Annotated in this window: 20 protein-coding genes; 2 read left to right on the top strand and 18 right to left on the bottom strand. The window is 69.2% G+C overall.

Annotated elements, in window-relative coordinates; translation table 11 throughout:
* Positions 1 to 171 precede the first annotated feature (171 nt).
* Complete coding sequence (locus ACLFRB_RS10090) at positions 172 to 1,335, top strand: aminotransferase class V-fold PLP-dependent enzyme (protein ID WP_411068883.1); 1,164 nt, start codon at positions 172 to 174, stop codon at positions 1,333 to 1,335.
* 20 nt (positions 1,336 to 1,355) lie between these two features.
* Here ACLFRB_RS10090 and ACLFRB_RS10085 read toward each other — a convergent pair whose 3' ends face one another.
* The 18 genes from ACLFRB_RS10085 to ACLFRB_RS10000 form a co-directional block, all read right to left on the bottom strand.
* Positions 1,356 to 2,141 (bottom strand): MBL fold metallo-hydrolase, encoded by a 786-nt coding sequence (locus tag ACLFRB_RS10085; protein WP_411068882.1) that lies wholly within the window; start codon positions 2,139 to 2,141, stop codon positions 1,356 to 1,358.
* 10 nt (positions 2,142 to 2,151) lie between these two features.
* On the bottom strand, positions 2,152 to 2,922 hold the full coding sequence (locus ACLFRB_RS10080; protein WP_411068885.1) for a TatD family hydrolase: 771 nt from the start codon (positions 2,920 to 2,922) through the stop codon (positions 2,152 to 2,154).
* A gap of 17 nt (positions 2,923 to 2,939) precedes the next feature.
* Positions 2,940 to 4,490 carry a methionine--tRNA ligase gene (metG, locus tag ACLFRB_RS10075; protein ID WP_411068881.1) on the bottom strand — a complete coding sequence of 517 codons (1,551 nt, stop codon included), beginning with the start codon at positions 4,488 to 4,490 and terminating at the stop codon, positions 2,940 to 2,942.
* Between the two features lie 54 nt (positions 4,491 to 4,544).
* Positions 4,545 to 5,318 carry a stage 0 sporulation family protein gene (locus tag ACLFRB_RS10070; RefSeq protein ID WP_411068880.1) on the bottom strand — a complete coding sequence of 258 codons (774 nt, stop codon included), beginning with the start codon at positions 5,316 to 5,318 and terminating at the stop codon, positions 4,545 to 4,547.
* Positions 5,319 to 5,333: 15 nt separating this feature from the next.
* Positions 5,334 to 6,353 (bottom strand): DNA polymerase III subunit delta', encoded by a 1,020-nt coding sequence (holB, locus tag ACLFRB_RS10065; protein WP_411068879.1) that lies wholly within the window; start codon positions 6,351 to 6,353, stop codon positions 5,334 to 5,336.
* Positions 6,335 to 6,985: a dTMP kinase gene (gene tmk, locus ACLFRB_RS10060; protein WP_411068878.1), complete on the bottom strand. Its 651-nt coding sequence runs from the start codon at positions 6,983 to 6,985 to the stop codon at positions 6,335 to 6,337. Before tmk ends, holB begins: the two co-directional genes overlap by 19 nt.
* A 1-nt stretch (position 6,986) precedes the next feature.
* On the bottom strand, positions 6,987 to 8,018 hold the full coding sequence (gene mltG, locus ACLFRB_RS10055) for an endolytic transglycosylase MltG (protein WP_411068877.1): 1,032 nt from the start codon (positions 8,016 to 8,018) through the stop codon (positions 6,987 to 6,989).
* On the bottom strand, positions 8,011 to 8,874 hold the full coding sequence (gene pabC, locus ACLFRB_RS10050) for an aminodeoxychorismate lyase (protein ID WP_411068876.1): 864 nt from the start codon (positions 8,872 to 8,874) through the stop codon (positions 8,011 to 8,013). The genes mltG and pabC overlap by 8 nt, the downstream gene beginning before the upstream one ends.
* A gap of 191 nt (positions 8,875 to 9,065) precedes the next feature.
* On the bottom strand, positions 9,066 to 10,304 hold the full coding sequence (gene fabF / locus ACLFRB_RS10045) for a beta-ketoacyl-ACP synthase II (RefSeq protein ID WP_411068884.1): 1,239 nt from the start codon (positions 10,302 to 10,304) through the stop codon (positions 9,066 to 9,068).
* A gap of 77 nt (positions 10,305 to 10,381) precedes the next feature.
* Entirely contained in the window at positions 10,382 to 10,618 is a 237-nt protein-coding gene (acpP, locus tag ACLFRB_RS10040; protein WP_054966151.1) for an acyl carrier protein, read from the bottom strand.
* A gap of 100 nt (positions 10,619 to 10,718) precedes the next feature.
* The gene (fabG, locus tag ACLFRB_RS10035; RefSeq protein WP_411068875.1) at positions 10,719 to 11,459 is read right to left on the bottom strand and encodes a 3-oxoacyl-ACP reductase FabG; all 741 of its coding nucleotides are present in this window, start codon (positions 11,457 to 11,459) and stop codon (positions 10,719 to 10,721) included.
* Positions 11,459 to 12,412 carry an ACP S-malonyltransferase gene (gene fabD, locus ACLFRB_RS10030; RefSeq protein WP_411068874.1) on the bottom strand — a complete coding sequence of 318 codons (954 nt, stop codon included), beginning with the start codon at positions 12,410 to 12,412 and terminating at the stop codon, positions 11,459 to 11,461. The genes fabG and fabD overlap by 1 nt, the downstream gene beginning before the upstream one ends.
* 36 nt (positions 12,413 to 12,448) lie before the next feature.
* Entirely contained in the window at positions 12,449 to 13,420 is a 972-nt protein-coding gene (locus ACLFRB_RS10025; RefSeq protein WP_411068873.1) for a beta-ketoacyl-ACP synthase III, read from the bottom strand.
* A 21-nt stretch (positions 13,421 to 13,441) separates the two neighbouring features.
* Complete coding sequence (gene plsX, locus ACLFRB_RS10020) at positions 13,442 to 14,452, bottom strand: phosphate acyltransferase PlsX (protein WP_411068872.1); 1,011 nt, start codon at positions 14,450 to 14,452, stop codon at positions 13,442 to 13,444.
* A 73-nt stretch (positions 14,453 to 14,525) separates the two neighbouring features.
* On the bottom strand, positions 14,526 to 14,711 hold the full coding sequence (gene rpmF, locus ACLFRB_RS10015) for a 50S ribosomal protein L32 (protein ID WP_411068871.1): 186 nt from the start codon (positions 14,709 to 14,711) through the stop codon (positions 14,526 to 14,528).
* Positions 14,712 to 14,786: 75 nt separating this feature from the next.
* The gene (locus ACLFRB_RS10010; RefSeq protein WP_411068870.1) at positions 14,787 to 15,350 is read right to left on the bottom strand and encodes a YceD family protein; all 564 of its coding nucleotides are present in this window, start codon (positions 15,348 to 15,350) and stop codon (positions 14,787 to 14,789) included.
* Positions 15,351 to 15,356: 6 nt separating this feature from the next.
* Positions 15,357 to 16,067 carry an HAD-IA family hydrolase gene (locus tag ACLFRB_RS10005; protein ID WP_411068869.1) on the bottom strand — a complete coding sequence of 237 codons (711 nt, stop codon included), beginning with the start codon at positions 16,065 to 16,067 and terminating at the stop codon, positions 15,357 to 15,359.
* A 48-nt stretch (positions 16,068 to 16,115) separates the two neighbouring features.
* The gene (locus ACLFRB_RS10000) at positions 16,116 to 17,093 is read right to left on the bottom strand and encodes an RluA family pseudouridine synthase (protein WP_411068868.1); all 978 of its coding nucleotides are present in this window, start codon (positions 17,091 to 17,093) and stop codon (positions 16,116 to 16,118) included.
* A gap of 359 nt (positions 17,094 to 17,452) precedes the next feature.
* On the opposite strand from ACLFRB_RS10000, the gene ACLFRB_RS09995 reads away from it, so the two are divergent.
* A complete protein-coding gene (locus ACLFRB_RS09995; RefSeq protein WP_411068867.1) occupies positions 17,453 to 19,882 on the top strand; it encodes an Rne/Rng family ribonuclease in 2,430 nt (809 codons plus the stop codon).
* Positions 19,883 to 20,010 lie beyond the last annotated feature (128 nt).

Below are 20,010 nucleotides of genomic sequence, written 5' to 3'. Positions count from 1 at the left end.
AAAAAGCACAAAGCCGCGGGGAACTGGCGAGTTCGCCTATTTTACATAATATACATTATGCGCATTCCAGAGCACTTGGTTGGGGCTTCCTTGCGGTACGGCGCCCGTTGGCGACGCCGAGAAGCTCCTCCCGGCTCCCGGACGCAGGCCAGTCTGCGTTACACTCCGGCCATGACAAGCGCAAACCACCACGACGACCCCCTCGAGCCCCTAATTGCCGCTGAGTTCCCAGTGGCCGAGCGGCACATCTACCTGAACCACGCGGCCATCAGCCCGTGGCCGGAGCGCACCCGGCGGGCGCTGCAGGACTTCGCCGACGGCATCACCCGGGATGGCTCCCTGCATTTCCCCGAATGGCAGGACAAGGAGCGCCAGCTCCGGGAGCGCCTCGCTCGCCTGGTCAATGCCCCCGGTCCGGAGTCCGTCGCCCTGGTGCCCAACACCTCCGCGGGCCTGTCCCTGGTGGCCGCCGGCCTGGACTGGCGCGCCGGGGACAATGTGGTCATCACCGACTCCGAGTTCCCCAGCAACCGCATGCCCTGGGAGGCCCTCGCCGACCAGGGGGTTGAGGTGCGCGAGGCAGTCTGCACGCCCGCCGGCGAGGCGGACTGCGAGGCCAACGTGCTGGGGCTGGTGGACGAGCGCACCCGGGTGGTGAGCGTGAGCAGCGTGCAGTTCGGCACCGGGCGGGCCCTGGACCTGGAACGCATCGGCCGGGAGCTGGCGGGGACGCCCACGGCCTTCTGCGTGGACGCCATCCAGAGCCTGGGCGCCTTCCCCTTCGACGCCCAGGCCGTGCACGCGGACTTCGCGGCGGCGGACGGCCACAAGTGGCTGCTGGGGCCGGAGGGGCTGGGGGTGTTTTACTGCGCGCCGGAATGGCTGGAGCGCCTGCGGCTGCACCAATGGGGCTGGCACATGGCGGAGCCCTTCGGGGACTTCGACGCCCGGCAATGGGAACCGGCCCCCACGGCGCGGCGCTTCGAGCCGGGGACCCCGAACACCCCCTCCAACCACGCCCTGGAGGCCAGCCTGTCGCTGCTTCAAGAGGTGGGCGTCGACCGGGTCGGGGAGCGGATCCGGGAGCGGGTGGGCCATCTGATCGCCGGCCTGCGGGACATCCCCGATGTGGCACTCATCTCACCGGTGGACCCCGGCCGTCGCGCCGGAATCGTCACCGCCCGCTTCGGCGACCGCACGGATGCCGTCTACCAGGCCCTGCGGGACGCCGGGGTCCAGGTGCTCCCCCGGGCCGGGGGCGTGCGCTTTGCCCCCCACTTCTACAACCGCCTCAGCGAGCTGGACCGGGTGCTGGATATCATTCGCGCCGCCTGAGCGGTCCGGTCTCCCCTTCCCTACGCCTCGGGCCCGGAAAGGGGGATGCGCAGCCCGTCGTGGGCGGGCTCCATGCCCTCCGGGAGCTCGCCGGCCAGCTGCTCGAAGTCGATGTCGTGGGTGAAATGGGTGAACACGGTGCGCTTCGCGCCGATCCGCTCGGCCAGGGCCACCGCATCGTCCACGTGCAGGTGGGTGGGGTGCTCCCGATAGCGCAGGCAGTCCAGGATCAGGACCTCCAGACCCTCCAGCCGGGCCAGGCCCTCTTCGGGGATGCGCTTGACGTCGGTGAGGTAGGCGAGGTTGTTAAAACGGTATCCGTAGATGGGCCAGCGCCCGTGCTCCACCGGCACGGGGGTGACGGTGACCGCGCCCCACTGGAGGGGCTCGCGCAGGGGCCGGGCCTCCAGCACGGGGATGTACCAGCCCCGCTCGGGCGGTGGCGGGTCGCCGAAGCAGTAGTGGAACCGCTGCCGGGCCTCCTCCAGGGTCGCCGGGCGCCCGTACATGGGAATCACCTGCTCCTGGAGGCCGTTGAAGGCCCGCATGTCGTCGATGCCGTTGATGTGGTCGGCGTGGGTGTGGGTGAGGAACACCGCGTCCACCCGGTCGATCCCCTCCCGCAGCGCCTGGTGGCGCATGTCCGTGGAGGTGTCCACGAGGAAGGATTCCCCGCCATCGCCGCGGACCCAGATGGAGGCCCGGGTGCGGTGGTTGCGGGGATCCTCCGACCGGCAGACCGGGCAGCGGCAGCCGATCACCGGGGTGCCGGCGCTGGAACCCGAGCCGAGGATTACCGCCTCCACGCCCGGGCCCTCAGCCGAGCCGGAACAGGCGGAGGAAGTTCTCGGTGGTGGCCGCCGCCAGCTCCTCCAGCGACTCGCCCCGCTCCGCCGCCACCCGTTCGGCGGTGTAGCGCACGTAGGCGGGCTGGTTGGTCTTGCCGCGGTAGGGCTCGGGGGCCAGGTACGGGGCGTCGGTCTCCACCAGGATCCGGTCCGCCGGAACCTTCTTGGCCACCTCCCGCAGGTCGGCGGCATTCTTGAAGGTGACGATGCCCGAGAAGCTGATGTAGAAGCCGGCATCCAGGGCCGCACGGGCGGTGTCCCAGTCTTCGGCGAAGCAGTGCATGACCCCGCTCACCCCCTGGTCGGCCGCCTCGCGCGCCATGGCAACCGTGTCCTCCCGCGCCTCGCGGGAATGGATGATCAGGGGCAGCCCCAGCCGGCGCCCGGCCTCGATGTGGGCGCGGAAGCGGGCCTGCTGGTCGGCGGGCTCCACGTGGTGGCGGAAGTAGTCCAGCCCCGTCTCGCCGATGCCCACCACCTTATCGTGCGCCGCCAGTTCCACCAGGCGGTCGGCGGTGGGCTCCTCCACGCCGTCGTAGTTGGGATGGACCCCCACGGTGGCGTACACCTCGGGGTCGGACTCGGCCACCTCCAGGACCCGGGGAAAGTCCTCCAGGCACACGGAGATGTTCAGCAGGTAGCGGACCCCCTGCTCCCGGGCGTTGCCCATGAGCTCCACTGGGGAAGCCTCGTAGTCGGGAAAGTCCATATGGCAATGGCTGTCGGCCAGCTCGATCATGGCTTGCACGCTCGTTCCTACGTTTCCGGTTCCTGCACCTTCTGGAACACGGGCTTGGGCTTGGTGATGGTCAGAGTGGCGGGACGGGCGCCCCAGCGGGCGTCGCGGTCCAGCTCCACCCCCTCCAGACTGTAGCCCATCTGCATGAACATCCGGTGACAGGCCTCCGGCATCACCGGCCACAGGTGCAGATCGACGATGCGCACGGTCTCCAGCAGGTTGGCCAGCACCGTGGCCAGGCGCTCCCGGTTGCCCTCCTTGTTGAGCACCCAGGGGGCCGTCTCGTCCACGTACAGGTTGCCGCGGCGCACCACCTCGAACACCGCCTCCAGGGCGCGGTGGAAGCGCAGCTGGTCCATGTGCTCCTCGAAGGCCGCGGGCAGGCCGTCCAGATGGGCCTTCAGGTCCCTGTCCTCGTCGGTCTCCACCGCGGGAAGACCCACCTCCTCGCCGAGGTACTTGCGCTGCATGGACAGGGTGCGGTTCAGGAGGTTGCCCAGGTCGTTGGCCAGGTCCTCGTTGGCCCGGCGCACCATGGCCGCGTCGGAGAAGTCGCCGTCCTGGCCGAAGGGCACCTCCCGCAGGAGGAAGTAGCGCACCTGGTCGGTGCCGTAGTAGTTGGTCAGGCCGAAGGGGTCGAGGACATTGCCCTTGGATTTGGACATCTTCTGCCCCTCCTTCGTCCACCAGCCGTGGGCGAAGATCTGGCGGGGCAGCGGCAGGCCCGCCGCCATGAGCAGGGCCGGCCAGTACACCGCGTGGAAGCGCAGGATGTCCTTACCGATCAGGTGCAGGTCCGCGGGCCAGAATCGCTCGTAAAGCTCTTCATTTTCCGACCCGTAGCCGAGTGCGCTGATGTAGTTCGTGAGCGCGTCGATCCAGACGTAGATTACATGGTCGGGATCGTCCGGGACTGAGACCCCCCAAGTGAAGGTGGTGCGGCTGATGGACAGATCCTTCAGGCCCTGGTCGAGGAAGCTGAGGATCTCGTTGCGGAAATTCTCCGGTTGGATGAACTCGGGATGGGCCCGGATGTGCTCCACCAGGGCTTCTTGATACTCGGACAGGCGGAAGAAGTAGCTCTCCTCCTGCACCCGCTCCAGGGGCTGGCCCGACTCGGCGTCGCAGCCGTCCACCACCTGGCTGTCGGGGACGTAGGCCTCGTCGGAGACGTTGTACCAGCCCTCGTAGACCCCCTTGTAGATGGCGCCGCTCTGCTCCAGCAGGCCCCACAGCTTGCGAACCCCGGCGGCGTGGCGGTCCTCGGTGGTGCGGATGAAGTCGTCGTGGCTGATCTCCAGGCGTTCCCACAGTTCGCGGTACCGGCCCACCACCTGGTCGGCGAGCCCCTGCGGCGTGATGCCCTGCCGCTGGGCGGAGCGCTCCACCTTCAGGCCGTGCTCGTCGGTCCCGGTCAGGAAATAGACGTCCCGACCCCGCAGGCGCTGGTACCGGGCCACCACGTCCGCCGCCACCGTGGTATAGGCGTGGCCGATGTGGGGGACATCGTTCACGTAGTAGATGGGCGTGGTGATATAAAACCCTGAATCGGCTTCACTTCCGGCCATGGACGATCCGCTGTGGAGGGTGGGTTGGATTCGGCGCGATCGGGTGTCGCGCTCCTATTCCGGGTTGATGTGGTATCCAGGCTGGCGCGAGGGGCCGCGGAGCGCGATCCGGCCGTCCGGCTCGTCGCCACGCGCTCCGGCCTTCGCCTTCTTGGCGCCGCAACCGCCGCAGCCGCCGCCCTTGCCCTCCTCCGCGCTGTCGTGCTCGAAGCGCAGGCAGCACTTGAGGCGGCCGCACATCCCGGTGGAGCTGTTGGAGTTGGGCTCGATCCCCTGCTCCCGGGCCATCTTCACATTGATGGGCGGGAAGCCTTCCATGTGTCCGGCGCAGCAGAGCGTCTTCCCGCAGGGGCCCAGCCCGCCCACCAGGGCGGCCTCGTCCCGCACGCCGATCTGGCGCATCTCCACGCGGATGTGGAACTTCCGGGCCAGGATCCGCACCAGCTCCCGGAAGTCCACCCGGTGGGGTGCGGTGAAGTAGAAGGTGCCCCGGTCGCCGTCGAACTCCATGCGTACCTTGGAGACCTTCATCTCCAGCTCCAGGGCCCGAGCCTTGCGGCGGGCGTAGCGCAGGGCCTCCCGCTCCCGCTCCTCCAGGGTGGCGAGCCAGGCCTCGTCGCGGCTGGACAGGCGACGGAGGACCCGCTTGAGGCGCCCGGGAAAGGGCAGCTGGCTTTCCTCCACCTGGCCGATGACGACGTCGGCCACCTCGGTGCCGCTGTCGGTCTCCACCAGGACCCGGTCCCGGGGAGAAATGGACTCGTCGTCCACGGGGAGCACGAAGACCCCGTCGGAGAACTGGCTCTTGACGCCGATCTGCTTAGCCATGGGGAACCCGGCCTGCTAGGACGTGGACGGCGGGGTCCGGGGCATGGTCTCCGGATCCCGCCACCAGAAAAGGAGCTCCTCGAGGGCCAGCCGGGTGCTGACCCGGCCGGCCTCGGCCTCCGCGAGAGCCTCCCCGGCGCGGAGGAGCCGCTCGGCGGATGCCGGCCCGAACCGCCCGGCCTCTTGGACGAGGCGCTCCCGGCGGTCGGCGTTGACCAGGCGCTCCGGGGGCGCCTGGCCGGCCGTGACCGTAACACGGGCCAGGTCCCGCAGCCAGGCCTGCAGGTGGGGGAGCCAGGCGGCCGATTCCCCCGTGGCCCAGCGGTCGGCCACCTCCAGAAGGGATTCTCCTCCCCGATCGCGCGCCGCTGCAAGCCCCTCGAGAACTGCGTCCCGCTCCGCCACCAGGGAGCGCCGGGCCCATTCCAGGGCCCGGCCGGGCGCCCCCCCGGACAGGCGCGCGGCCAGGCGGGCATCCCCGCCGGCCAGGCCATGGCTCTCTTCCAGCCATTTCTCCACCTCCCCGGCGGGCACGGCCCGGAAGCGCAGCAGCTGGCAGCGGCTGCGGATGGTGGGCAGCAGCCGGTCGGAACGGTGGCTCACCAGCAGGAATACCACCTCGCCGGGCGGCTCCTCCAGGACCTTGAGCAGCGCGTTGGCCGCGTGGGCCCCCATGGCCTCGGCAGGATCCAGGATCACCACCCGCAGGCGGCTCTCCTGGGGAGTCAGCTGCACCTGCGCCACCATCTCCCGGAGGGGATCCACCCGGATCTCCTCCTCCCCTTCCGCCGGCAGGGTGATGAGATCAGGGGCCGTACCCGCCTCCCGGTGGCGGCACGGAGGGCACTCACCGCAGGGCGCCTGCCCCGCCTCCCGGTGACAAAGCAGACGGGCGGCCAGCTTCCGCGCGGCGGTGCCCTTCCCCGTCCCCCGGGGGCCGGCCAGCAGGAGCCCGTGGGGCACCTGGCCGCCCTGCAGGGTAGCCTCCAGGCGGGCGACGGTGGCGTCCTGGCCGATTAGGTCCCAGCGCGCCATTGCGCCAGCTCCCGTGCCAGCCACGTGTCCAGGGTCCCGGCCACCTCCGGCCAAGGGCGCCCGGCGTCGATGGACCGGAAGCGTTCCGGCTCCGCCTCGGCCCGCTGCCGATAGGCGTCCTGGACCCCCCGCAGGAAGGCCGCGCCTTCTTCCTCGAAGCGGTCAGCCCGGCTCCCCGCCCCGGCCCGGCGGCGGAGGCCCTCCTCCGCGGGGAGCTCGAAGAGGAGGGTCCGATCCGGCTGGAAGCCCCCATGGACCCAGTGCTCCAGGGCCCGGATGCGCTCGGCGGGCATGCCCCGACCCCCGCCCTGGTAGGCGTAGGTGGCGTCGGTGAAGCGGTCGCACAGCACCCAGCGGCCGGCCTGGAGCGCAGGGCGGATAACCCGATCGAGGTGCTGGGCGCGGGCGGCGAACATGAGCAGGGCCTCGGTGTCCTCCGTGGGCGCCTCTCCCTCCGTGCCCGTGAGCAGGCCGCGGATGGCCTCCGCCAGGGGGGTTCCTCCCGGCTCGCGGGTGGCAACCACCTCCACCCCTTCCTGCCCGAGCCGTTCCGCCAAGTAGGAGGCCGCGGTGGTCTTGCCCGCGCCGTCGATCCCTTCCAGGGTGATGAAACGACCCGCCCGGGGCGCCAACCTACCGCCCCCCCAGCTGATACCGTCGCACGGCCCGGTTGTGCTCCTGCAGGGTCTCGGAGAACACGTGGGTGCCGTCGCCCCGGGAGACGAAGTACAGGGCGTCGGTGTCTTCGGGCTGGCAGACCGCGCGGATGGCGGCCCGACCGGGATTGGCGATGGGCGTTGGTGGCAAACCGTCGATGCGGTAGGTGTTGTAGGGGGTGCGGTCCCGCAAGTGCCGGGTCCGGAGGTCGCCGTCGAACTCCTTTCCCAGCCCGTAGATGACCGTGGGGTCAGTCTGCAGACGCATGCCCTTCCGGAGCCGGTTGATGAACACCCCCGCGATCTCCCGGCGCTCCTCCGGAACGGCGGTCTCCTTCTCCACGATGGAGGCGAGCACCAGGGCCTCATAGGGCTCATCGTAGGGCAGGTCCTCCTCCCGATTCGCCCACTCCTCCTCCAGAACCCGAAGCATGCGCTCGTGGCTCCTGCGAAGGATCTGGGTTGCGCTGGTGCCGCGAGTGAAGCGGTAGGTCTCCGGGAACAGCCACCCCTCGGCGCTCTCGTAACCGCGCTCGTCGAGATTCAGCATATCCAGCAGTGCGGGGTCCCCGGGGCCTTCCGGCAGGGTGGGGAAATCGAGAGCCTCCTTGGCCCGCAAGCGCTCCAGGAACTGCCGCACCGTCTTCCCCTCCGGGAAGGATACGGAATGGAGCACCACGTCGCCGCTGGTCAAGGCTTCCAGCACGTCCAGGGGGGTCATGTCCGGGGTGAGGCGGTATTCACCGGCATGGATCCGGGGGGCGACATGGAACAGGCGCCCGAGCAGGCGCATCTCCAGGGGCCGGTCCACCCACCCCTTGTCCTTCATGCGCTGGACCACCGTTCGGAACGACGCCCCCTCAGGCACCTCCAGGAGCGGTTCGGTCGCCGGACCCAGCGGGCGGGTGGCGAACTCCTGGAGGTGCCAGGCGCCCCAGGCGGCAGCGAGGACGCCCGCCAGCACCAGGACCAGAAGCCAGCGGCGCCAGCCTCGCAGCGGGTTACGCATAGGCCGTCTCCAGGGCCTGGCTCAGCCGGACGGTCCAGGGGCCGGGGGCCGAGGGCAGGCGGCGCCCGCCATGCTCCCGGATCGGCCAGACCCCGATGATGGAATTGGTGAGGAATGCCTCCTCGGCGTGCTCCAGATCCACTTCCCGGACTTCGCCTTCCTCGGTGGGCAGGCCGGTGGCCCGGGCAAGCTCCAGGATCCGGCGCCGGGTCACCCCGGGCAGGCCCGCCCCGGTCAGATCGGGAGTCTGCAGAACGCCGTCCCGAACCAGGAAGAGGTTGGTCGCCGTGCCTTCCACCAGGCGCTCCTCGTGGTCCTGCAAGAGCCCTTCGGCGATATCGGGGTCCGTCCATTCCATGCGCGCGACGATGTGGTTGAGCTGGTTCATGCTCTTGATCCGCCCGTCCAGGGCGTCCCCGCTCACCTGGCGGGTCCGGCAAAGGACAGTGCGGACGCCGGTCCGCCGCCATTCCGCGGGATGTTCCGGCCACGGCAGGCGCATGACCACGCGGGTGGGCTCCGGATGGGCCGGGGGCGCGAGGCCGCGGCCACCCGGGCCCCGGGAAACCAGGATCTTGATCACGTTCCGCTCCCCGGCTCCCTGTTGGGCCACCAGGCCCTCCGCTTCCGCGGCCAGGTGCGCGGGAGCCGGGGCCGGGATCCCCAGCAGGTCCGCCCCCTGCCGCAGACGTTCCAGGTGGGCCGCTCCGTCAAGCAGCCGCCCACCCCGCGCGGCAAGCGTTTCGAAGATCCCGTCGCCGTACTGGAATCCTCGATCTGACACCGGGATGGCGGGATCCCCGATCCCGCACGGAGACCCGTTGACCAGGGCGGCAGGGGAAGGAGGGCGGCTCATGCGAGGCTGCGGGAAAGGAGATTCAAAATCGTAAGGAGCCCCACGGGGAAGGCGTCGAACCGGCTAGCAGACTTAATGGTAGCACAAGGGCCGCCGCCGTAGCGGCGACCTCGCCGACCGGATCCCGGCACCGAGTTCACACGGGGGCCGTGCAATGGGCCACCAAAGCCGTTCCAGCTACAGAGGAACGGTCAGGCCCGCTTTAGAACCAGGGTGGCGTTGGTGCCGCCGAAGCCGAAGGAGTTGTTGACCGCCGCCCGCATCGGCATCTCCCGGGCCTCTCCCGGAACGTAATCGAGATCGCATTCCGGGTCCGGGTTCTCCAGGTTGATGGTGGGCGGCGCGACCCCGTGGTAGACGGCCAGCGCGGAGACGATGCTCTCCACGCCCCCGGCGGCACCCAGCATATGCCCCACCATGGACTTGGTGGAGCTGACGGCCAGCTTGCTTGCGTGATCGCCGAACACGCGCTTGACCGCCATGGTCTCCACCCGGTCGCCGGTGGGCGTGGAGGTGCCGTGGGCGTTGACGTAGTCCACCTCCTCCGGGGCCACCTCCGCGTCCCGGAGGGCCAGCTCCATGCAGCGGGAGGCGCCCTCGCCGTCCTCGCTGGGGGCGGTCATGTGGTAGGCATCGGCGCTCATGCCGTAGCCCCCCACCTCGGCGTAGATTCGCGCCCCGCGGGCGATGGCCGCTTCGCGCTCCTCCAGGACCACCACCCCGGCGCCCTCGCCCAGGATGAAGCCGTCGCGCTCCGCGTCGAAGGGCCGGCTGGCGCACTGAGGATCGTCGTTGTTCGTGGACAGCGCCTTGGCCGCGGCGAATCCGCCCACCGCCAACGGCGAGATGCAGGATTCCGTGCCGCCCGCGACCATTGCGTCGGCGTCGCCGTACTGGATCAGCCGGGTCGCGTCGCCGATGGCGTGGGTGCCGGTGGCGCATGCCGTTACCGCCGCCACGTTGGGACCCTTGGTCCCGTGCATGATGGAGAAGTGCCCCGATACCATGTTGATGATCGAGGCGGGAATGAAGAAGGGCGAGATCTTGCGTGGCCCGCCGTTCAGATAGGATTCGTAGGCCTTCTCGATGAAGGGCAGACCGCCGATCCCGGAGCCGATGGCCACGCCGACGCGCTCGGCGTTCTCCTCGGTGATCTCCAGGCCGGAGTCATCCATGGCCATGGAGGCGGCCCCCAGCCCGTAATGGATGAAAGTGTCCATCTTCCGGGCTTCCTTCTTGGGGATGTAATCCCCGGGCTCGAAACCGTTCACCTCTCCGGCGATGCGGACGGAGAAGTCCGACGCATCGAACCGAGTGATGGCATCGATGCCGCTGCGTCCGGCGACGATCGCCTCCCAGCTCTCCGTGGTGGTGGCGCCCACGGGGGTCACCATGCCCACTCCGGTTATGACCACGCGACGTTTCAAGATTCGCCCCTATCCCTGAATAAGAAAGCGGCACCCCCTTTGGTCGAGGCACCGCCCAGGTCCAGCAACCCCGACGGCCGCTAGCCGACGTTGTTGTTAATGTAGTTGATCGCTTCCTGGACCGTGGTGATCTTCTCTGCCTCGTCGTCCGGAATCTCGCAGCCGAACTCTTCCTCAAGGGCCATCACCAGCTCCACGGTGTCCAGGGAGTCCGCGCCCAGATCGTCGACGAAGGACGCCTCAGTGGAGACCTCCTCCTCGCTGAGACCCAGCTGCTCGGAAACAATCTTCTTCACGCGAGCGTCGGTATCGCTCATTGTTGACCTTTCCTCCTTCAAGGGTTTCGCGAAGCCCCGACTAGGTACCACATTTGCCGGGGCGGCTCAAACGGTCCGAAAAACGTCCTCCCAAAGGGAGTTACCCCATGTACATACCGCCGTTCACATGGAGCGTGGAGCCGGTGACATACCCGCCGCCCGGGCCCGCCAGGAAGGCCACGCACTCCGCCACCTCTGCGGGATCGCCGAGGCGCGCCAGAGGGATCTGCTGCAGCAGGGCCTCGCGCTGCTCCTCGGGAAGCTCCCGGGTCATGTCCGTCTCGATGAAGCCGGGAGCCACCGCATTGACGGTGATGCCCCGCGGACCGAGCTCCCGCGCCGAGGACTTGGTGAGGCCCAGGATGCCGGCCTTGGCCGCAGCGTAGTTCACCTGGCCGGCGTTGCCCATGGCGGCCACCACGGAGGCAATGTTGATGATCCGCCCGCCCTTGGCCTTCATCATGGGCCGGGCCACCGCCCGGGTCAGGCGGAAGACGGAGGACAGATTGGTGTCGATGACATCCTGCCAGTCCTCGTCCTTCATGCGCATCAGCAGCCCGTCGCGGGTGATCCCGGCGTTGTTCACCAGGATCCCGGGATTGCCCAGATCCTCCTGCACGGACTTGATGAAGGGCTCGATGGCATCGGTCTCCGTGACGTCCAGGGCGTAGCCCCTGGCCTCCGCCCCGGCCTCCCGCAGGGCCTGCTCCGCCCTCTGGGCGCCGGATTCGGAGGTGGCGGTGGCCGCCACGGTGGCGCCGAGCTCGCCCAGCCGCTGGGCGATGGCTTGGCCGATTCCCCGGCTGGCGCCGGTCACGATTGCGATCTGGCCGTCCAGCATCACGCGTCCCCTTGTTGGGCCTGCTCCAGGGCCTGGTCCAGGCTTTCCTCATCGGTCACGGGCAGGCAGGGCATGCGCCGGTCGATGCGCTTGTTGAGCCCGCACAGCACCTTGCCCGGCCCCATCTCCATCACCCGGGCCACGCCGCCTTCCCGCATGTGGCCGATGGTGGCGGTCCAATGCACCGGGTTGGCCAATTGGCGCACCAGGGCGTCCCGGATGGCTTCCGGCTCCGCCGGGGCAGCCACATCCACGTTATTGATCACCGGAACCGCAGGGGCCCGCAGGTCGACCTCTTTCAGGCGCTCCGCGAGACGCTCGGCCGCCGGCTCCATGAGCGGGCAGTGGGACGGGATGGACACCGGCAGCTCCACGGCCCGCTTGGCACCAGCCTGCCCCGCTGCCTCCATGAGGTCGGTCACTGCCTGGGCCGTGCCGGCCACTACCACCTGGCCCGGGGCGTTGAAGTTCACGGCGCGGACGATCTCCCCGGACCGGCGCTCCTCGGCGGTGCACAGCTCCTCCACCGTGGGGTCGTCGAGACCGAGGATAGCGGCCATCTTGCCCTCGCCCGCCGGCACGGCCTCCTGCATGAAGCGGGCGCGGTCGGCCACCAGGCGTACGGCCTCGGAAAAGTCGAGGCTGCCGGCGGCTACCAGGGCGGTGTATTCGCCCAGGCTGTGGCCGGCCAGGAAGCGGGGAGCGGTGCCGCCCCGGGCCGTCCACAGCCGGTGCGCGGCCACCCCGGCCACCAGCATGGCGGGCTGGGTGACCTCCGTGCGGTTCAATTCCGCCTCGGGGCCCTCCCGCACCAGCGCGCCCAGGTCCAGGCCCAGGGCCTCGGAGGCCTCCGCCAGGGTGCGACCGACCACCCCATCCGTGTCGGGATAGGCGTCAAGCATGCCCACGCTCTGCGAGCCCTGGCCCGGGAAGACGAATGCGAAATCGCTCATGGTTCGGCTGTTCCCCCTCTTGGTGTGCGGTCGGTGCTACCAGCGCAGCAGCGCGGAGCCCCAGGTGAACCCGCCGCCGAAGGCCTCGAGGAGGACCAGGTCCCCCGGGCGGATGCGGTCCTGGCGCACCCCCTCGTCCAGGGCGAGCGGCACGGAGGCCGCGGAGGTGTTGCCGTGGCGGTCCACGGTGACCACCACCCGGTCCATGGACAGGGCCAGCTTCTTGGCGGTGGCCTGGATGATGCGGATGTTTGCCTGGTGCGGAACCAGCCAGTCCACCTCTCCCTGGTCCAGGCCGTTGGCCGCCAGAGTCTCCTCCACCACCTGGCCCAGGGTGTTCACGGCCACGCGGAACACCTCGTTGCCCTTCATATGGATGGTGCTCTCGGGGTCCTCGCTGTCCCAGCCGGTAGCCACGCCCTTGGGGACATTCAGGAGAGCCTCCTGGCTGCCGTCCGCGTGGAGATGGGTGGAGAGGATCCCCTGCTGGTCGGAGTCGTCGGCCTCCAGCACCACCGCCCCGGCGCCGTCCCCGAACAGCACGCACGTGCCCCGATCCTCCCAGTTCACGATCCGGGACATGGTTTCGGCCCCGACCACCAGCGCGCACCGTGCCGCCCCGGCGCGCAGGAATTTGTCCGCAGTGGCGAGGGCGTAGATGAAGCCGGTGCATACCGCCTGCACATCGAAGGCGGGCGGGCCGATAATGCCGAGCCGGCCCTGGAGCAGGCAGGCCGTGCTGGGGAACACTTGATCGGGGGTGGTGGTGGCGACGATGATGAGGTCCACCTCGGCGGGCTCGCGGCCGGCGGCCCCCAGGGCGCGGCGGGCGGCCTGTTCCGCCAGGTCCACGGTGGACTCGTCGGGCGCGGCGATCCGCCGCTCCTTGATGCCCGTACGGGCGGTGATCCACTCGTCGCTTGTATCCACCAGGGATTCCAGGTCCTGATTGGTCAGGACCTTCTCGGGGAGGTAACTCCCCGTGCCGGTTATCCGCCCGCGCGTCATGCGTCCGCTCCCCCGCCCCTGTTACTCGGCCACTTCCAGCATCTGCTGGATCTCGTGGGTGATCCGCCGGTTCACGTTGTTCCGGGCCTCCGAGGCCGCCACCTCGATGGCGCGGGAGAAGGCGTAGCTGTCCGCGCTGCCGTGGCTCTTGACCACGATGCCGTTGAGCCCCAGGAGCATGGCCCCGTTGTACTCCCGATGGTCGGCGCGGCGCTTGAAGTCCTTCAGCACCCAGCGGGCGAGGAAGGCCGCCAGCTTGGAGCTCCAGGAAGCGGAGAAGGCCTGCCGCAGGAAATGGGCGAGGAGCTCCGCCGTTCCCTCGGAGGTCTTGAGCGCCACGTTGCCGACGAAGCCGTCCGCCACAACCACGTCCGCCTTCCCGGAGAAGATGTCCCGGCCTTCCACGTTGCCGACGTAGTTCATTTCGCTCTCGCGCAGGAGCTGGCCGGCCACCTTCACCACGTCGTTGCCCTTGATGTTCTCCTCGCCGATGTTGAGGAGCCCGATGGAGGGGTCCTCCACCCCGTAGACGGCCCGCGAGGCCACCTCTCCCATGACGGCGAACTGGAACAGGTGGTCCGAGTTGCAGTCCACGTTGGCGCCCAGGTCCAGCATGAGCACCCGGCTGTCGCGGGTGGGCAGGAAGGTGGCGATGGCAGGCCGGTCGATGCCGGGGAGGGTCTTGAGGATCAGGCGGGCGATGGCCATGAGGGCGCCGGTGTTGCCAGCGCTCACGAAGCCGTCCACCTCGCCGTCCTTGACCAGGCTGGCCCCCACGTGAATGGAGGAGTCTCGCTTGCTGCGCAGGGCCTGGGAGACATCGTCCTCGGAAGACACCACCTGGCTGGCGGCGCGCACGGTGATGCGCCCCTCGGCCTCCAGGCCGTGGTGGGCGAGCGACTCCCGGATGGCGTCCTCGAGGCCCACCAGGACCAGCTCCAGGTCGGGGTGGCGGTCCAGGGCGGCGGACGCCGCCGGGACCACCACGGCCGGGCCGTAGTCCCCCCCCATTGCATCCAGAGCTATGCGCATTGACGTCCCAGGATCGAGGTCGGCGTGGCGGATTCCGTCGGAATCGGCTTCTCAAGGGGCCGGTTGCCCCGCTTCAGTCCTCTTCCGCGACGGCCATGACCTGGCGGTCCCGGTAGGAGCCGCAGCTCTGGCACACGTGGTGCGGCCGCTTGCGCTCCCCGCATTCGGGGCAGGTGCTCATGCTGGCGGGGCGGATGGCGTGATGGGCGCGCCGCTGATCGCGACGGGCCTTGGAGGTCTTCTTCTTCGGTACAGCCATTTCTGATCTCCCAAACGTTGGTTCCCGGTCCGTTTCCGGCCACGGACAGGGACCGCCGTACGGCGGCGTGGGCGGTTAGTCGTCTCTCTTCAGCTGCGCCAGGACATCGAACGGGCTCTCGCGCGGGGACGAAGAGCAGGCGCATTCTGCCTCGTTCCGATCCGTTCCGCAAACCGGACATATCCCCTTGCAGCCCTCGGCGCACCGCGGGCTGATGGGGAGCTCGAGCAGCCATTCGTCCTCCAGGGACTCCACGAGCTCGAACCGCCCCTCGGGGGCCTCGATCTGCTCATCGGAATGGTCGATGACCCAGACCTCGCCCTTCTGGGTCGGATCCCGGTACAGATCGTTCTCGGGATTGGGGTCGATGGTCAGCTGCAGAACCTCCTGCAGGGGAAAGCGGAACCGGGTCCGGCAGGACTCGCACTCCAGCTCCACCGCTCCCTGAACCCGGCCGTGCAGGAGGCACACGTCGTTGTTCGGCTCCAGGCGCAGGTCCACCTCCACGCCCTCGCCCACCATCCCGGCCACGGCCTCTTCCAGCCTGGGCAGGGCACTCCCTGGAACAAGGCCCTGGAACAAAAGCCCCTCGGGCGGCACCTGCGCCAGCCGGATCACGGATTCACGAAGTTCACGCATAAGCAGCTAATTATATCCTTGCGCCGGTTCGGATTCCAAACCCTCACAGCCCAGGTGGTCCAGCACCTCGGGAAAACTGTCCGCCAGGGCGTGGGGCGCCCAGGGGGCGAGCCGCTCCGGTTCGTGGACGCCGTAGGTGACGGCGACCCGGTGGAGGCCCGCCCGGTAGGCCATCTCCATGTCGAAGGCGGTGTCCCCCACCAGCACGGCCCGTTCCGGCGCCACCCCCGTCTCCTCCAGCAGCTCGTGCACCATCCGCGGGTCGGGCTTGGAGCAGGTCTCGTCGGCGCAGCGCGTGGCCTGGAAGCGCTCCTCCAGCCCCCATTCCATGAGCATGCGGTCCAGGCCCCTCCGGGACTTTCCGGTGGCCACCGCCAGGGCCCTGCCCTCGGCGGCCAGGGCCTCGAGCCCCTCCGCGGCCCCCGGAAAAAAGGGCATATCCGTGGCCCGGTAGGACTGGAACCGCCGCCCATAGGCCTCCCGCAGCCGGTCCCGGGTGGGGGGGTCGGCGTGCGGAACGAGGGCCTCGATGGCCTCCTGGAGCCCCAGGCCGATCACCTGCTGCAGCTCCCGGTCCGGAAGCGCCGGCAAGCCCACCTCCTGCAGGCTCGCCCGCAGGGTGTCCACGATCACCCCACGGCTGTCCACCAGGGTCCCGTCCCAGTCGAAAATGACCAGCTCCGCGTCTTGAAGAGGCACGGATTCAGGGCGTTGCACTCGGTTCATGTCCTTCGCCAGGTTGAAATGAAAGGCAGGGTCCGCGCCTCAACCGGAAAGGCGGTCCAGCAGCGCCTTCAAGGGGGCGGGAAGCGGAGCCCGGAAGTGCTGCGTCTCGCCGGTTACCGGATGAGGCAGCTCCAGCTCCGCACTGTGCAGGAAAATGGAATCCAGCCCCAGCTCCTTCAGGGTCCGGTTGGCCTCGCGGTCCCCGTACAGGGGGTCCCCGGCGATGGGATGGCCCCAATGACGGGCATGGGCTCGGATCTGGTGGGTCCGACCCGTCTCCGGCTCCGCCCGCACCAGCGTATACCCAGGGAAGGCACGCAGCACCAGGAACCGGGTGGACGCCCGGCGCCCGGACTCCCCATCCACCACCATGGGCCGCTGGCCACCCCGCTCCGGGCCCCGGCGGAGGGGGGCCTCCTCCACATGCTCGCCCTCCTCCACCCTCCCGAGCAGAAGGGCCAGGTAGGCCTTTTTGGCACGGCTCTCCCGGAAGGCGGCCTGGAGACGGCGCGTGGCCTTGCCGTTCTTTCCGACCACCAGCACACCGGAAGTTCCCCGGTCCAGCCGGTGCGCCAGCCCCCATTCCACCTCCGGACGCGCGGCGGCAAGGGCCTCGACGATCCCGTAGGGCATGCCGCTTCCGGCGTGAACCGCCAGCCCCGGGGGCTTGTTCAGAACGGCGAGCTCGGTGTCCTCGAACAGAATGGCTTCGGTTACCGCCTTTCGGGCCCCTTCCGGGACCCGGGCGGACGGCGGGGCCTCACGCCCCGCCACCGGCGGGATGCGCACGCGGTCGCCCGCCCGGAGCCGGACCGCTGGCCGGCAGCGCTTGCCGTTGACCCGCACCTCGCCCTTGCGCAGCATCCGGTAGATCCGGGTCTTGGGGACACCCTTCAGCCGTCCCAGCAGGAAGTTGTCCACCCGCTGGCCGTCCTGCCCCTCCGTCACCTCGACCCAGTACGGGCCGCCCTTTCCCGGGCCCTTTTGCCGCTTGGGGCCTTCCGCGTCGTTGCTCATGGAATGAGGAATGTCCTCCTGTCCGCGCCACCCGGGCCGGATCCTCGCCAATTGAAAAAAACCAAGCGTTCGGTTACGCTAGTCATGGCGTATTTTTGCGGGTTTTTCGGGGTGTTAGCCCCCGCTGCGCATACCGAATAGAATCGGCCTTTCCGGCCCGGAGCCCCCAGAAAATCTTCTCTTGCCAGCATCTTAGCAAGTTTCCCTCCGGCCCCCGCGCAGGATGAAGCCCGCGCCGAACAGCGAGATGGCGGGCGGGGAATTGCATCCCGTCCGCTTTACCAAATTCCAGCGCCGCCGACGCATTCGACGGCCGCGATCCCATATACCCCAACGGGTGTAGGAGCCGACTACCCAAAATGAAACGGATGCTGATCAATGCCACCAACCCGGAAGAGCTCCGGGTTGCGGTGGTGGACGGCCAGAAGCTTCTCAACCTGGATATCGAGAACGCCGCCCAGCAGCAGAAAAAAGGAAACATCTACAAGGGCCGCATCACTCGGATCGAGGCCAGCCTGCAGGCCGCCTTTGTGGAGTACGGCGGCGACCGCCAGGGCTTTCTGCCCATAAAGGAGGTGGCCCGGGAATATTATCCCCGTGACGAGCAGGGAAAAACCCCCTCCCCCCGCAGGATCCGGATCCAGGACGTCCTTTCCGAGGGGCAGGAGCTGATCGTCCAGGTGGACAAGGAGGAGCGCGGCACCAAGGGGGCCGCGCTGACCACCCTGCCCAGCCTGGCGGGACGGTTCCTCGTGCTCATGCCCAACAATCCCCGGGCCGGCGGGGTCAGCCGGCGGATCGAGGGCGAGGATCGCAAGGAGATGCGCGAGGCCCTCAACACCCTGGAGATCCCGGACGGGATGGGCGTCATCATCCGCACCGCGGGCATCGGCAAGAGCTCCGAACAGCTCCAGCGGGACCTCGACCACCTGCTGCAGCTGTGGCACTCCATCGTTGAGCAGGCCGACAAGAAGCCCGCCCCGATACTGATCTATCAGGAAGGCAATACGGTCATCCGGGCCCTGCGGGACAATTTCGAGGAGGACATCGGCGAGATCCTGGTGGACGAGCCGGAGGTGGTGCAGACCGCCCGGGACTTCATGCAGGCCATCATGCCCGAGTGCGTGAATCGGGTTAAGCCGTACAAGGACTCCATCCCCCTGTTCTCCCGGTTCCAGATCGAGCACCAGATCGACACCGCCTACAGCCGGGAGGTCCCTCTGGACGGCGGCGGCTCCCTGGTCATCGACCCCACCGAGGCCCTGGTGTCCATCGACATCAACTCCGCCCGGGCCACCAAGGGCGCGGACCTCGAGGAAACGGCCCTCCAGACCAACCTGGAGGCCGCCGAAGAGATCCCCCGCCAGCTGCGTCTGCGCGATGTGGGCGGGCTCATCGTCATTGACTTCATCGACATGAAGCGCAAGCGGAACATCCAGGCCGTGGAGGACAAGCTGCGCCAGTCGGTGAAGGTGGACCGCGCGCGCATCAAGGTGGGCAAGATCTCCCGTTTCGGGCTGCTGGAGATGTCCCGCCAGCGCCTGCGCCCCTCGCTCGGGGAAGCCACCCACACCGCCTGCCCCCGGTGCAGCGGCCAGGGCCGGATCCGCACCACCGAGTCCTCCGCGCTGCATATCCTGCGCGTCCTCGAAGAGGAAACGCTCAAGGAAAACACCGCCTACATCGACACCCGGGTGCCGGTAGAGGTGGGCTCCTATCTCCTCAACGAGAAGCGGGGCATCCTGGCCCAGCTGGAGGACCGCTACGGGGTCCGCATCACCATCATCCCGGACCCCAACATGGTGACGCCGGACTACAGCATGGAGCGTGGCCGGGCCAGGGACGCCGAGGCCAAGGGCGGCCGGGCCCTCAGCTACCAGCGCATTCCCCAGCCCGAGCCGGCGGAGAGCCCCCGCAGCGAGCCCGAGCCCGCCGCGCCCCAGGAGCAGGCACCCCTCTCCCCCACCGCGGTGGCCCACGCTTCCGCCGCCGAGAAAGGCAAGGAGCCGGCGGAGGCCGCCGGGGCGGTAGAGGCCCCGCAGGCCACCGAGGCCAAGCCGGGCTTCCTGAAGCGGATCATCCAGGCCCTGTTTGGCGAGCAGGCCGGGGAGGAGGCTTCCGGGCTCCAGCCCGAAGCGGAGAAGGCCGCCGCCGAACGGTCGGAAAAACCCGCCTCCGGCACCGGCAAGAAGGGCGCCGCGGGCGGCAAGGCGCGGGGGAGCGAACAGGAAGGCGGCAAGGAAGGAAAAGCCGCCCCTGCCGGCCAGAAAGGCGGCGGCCGCAAGGGAGGCAACGGCCAGAAGGCCCCCGCCGAGACCGCCAAGGCCGAGGAAGGGGGCAAACAGGGCGGTACCGGCGGCCAGCCCGCTTCGGGCGGCAACGGCCGCAAGCGGGGCCGCAAGCCTTCCGGCGGCAACGGTGGCAAGAAGCCGGCCCAGGAGGCCTCCAAGGAGAAGGAGGGGGTTGCCAAGGCCGAGGCCCCCAAGGCGGACGCCCCGGAAAAGGGCGGCAAGCGAGGCGGGGAGCCGGGCAAGGGCAAGGGCGGCCGTGGCGGCCGGGGGGGGTCCCAGCGCAAGCCCGCCCAGCAAGGGAAGAAAGGCGGAGGCGAGGCGGCCCCGAAGCCGAAGGGCGACGGGGCCCCGGCCAACGAACGGGTCACCCCGCCCAAGCCCTCCACGGAAAACATCCGGGTCCCGGCGCACACGGCCGATTTCTTCGAAGACGCCGGGGCGCCGGAGGGCGGCCAGCGGGAGACCGAGCCCCAGGGCGGCGGAGAGGACAACCGGTAACCGCCCTTGACCCGACCGGTTCACGGCCCGGGCCCAGCCCGGGCTTTTTTTGTGTTGTTACCGTGACACACGCAAAAAGGCCCCTGCGGCATGTTCCGCTGGGGCCTTCGTCATCCTATGGCTCCCCG

This window comes from Thiohalorhabdus sp. (genome assembly GCF_046545655.1).
Taxonomy (GTDB): domain Bacteria; phylum Pseudomonadota; class Gammaproteobacteria; order Thiohalorhabdales; family Thiohalorhabdaceae; genus Thiohalorhabdus.
This window is presented reverse-complemented; position numbering and strand designations above follow the sequence as displayed.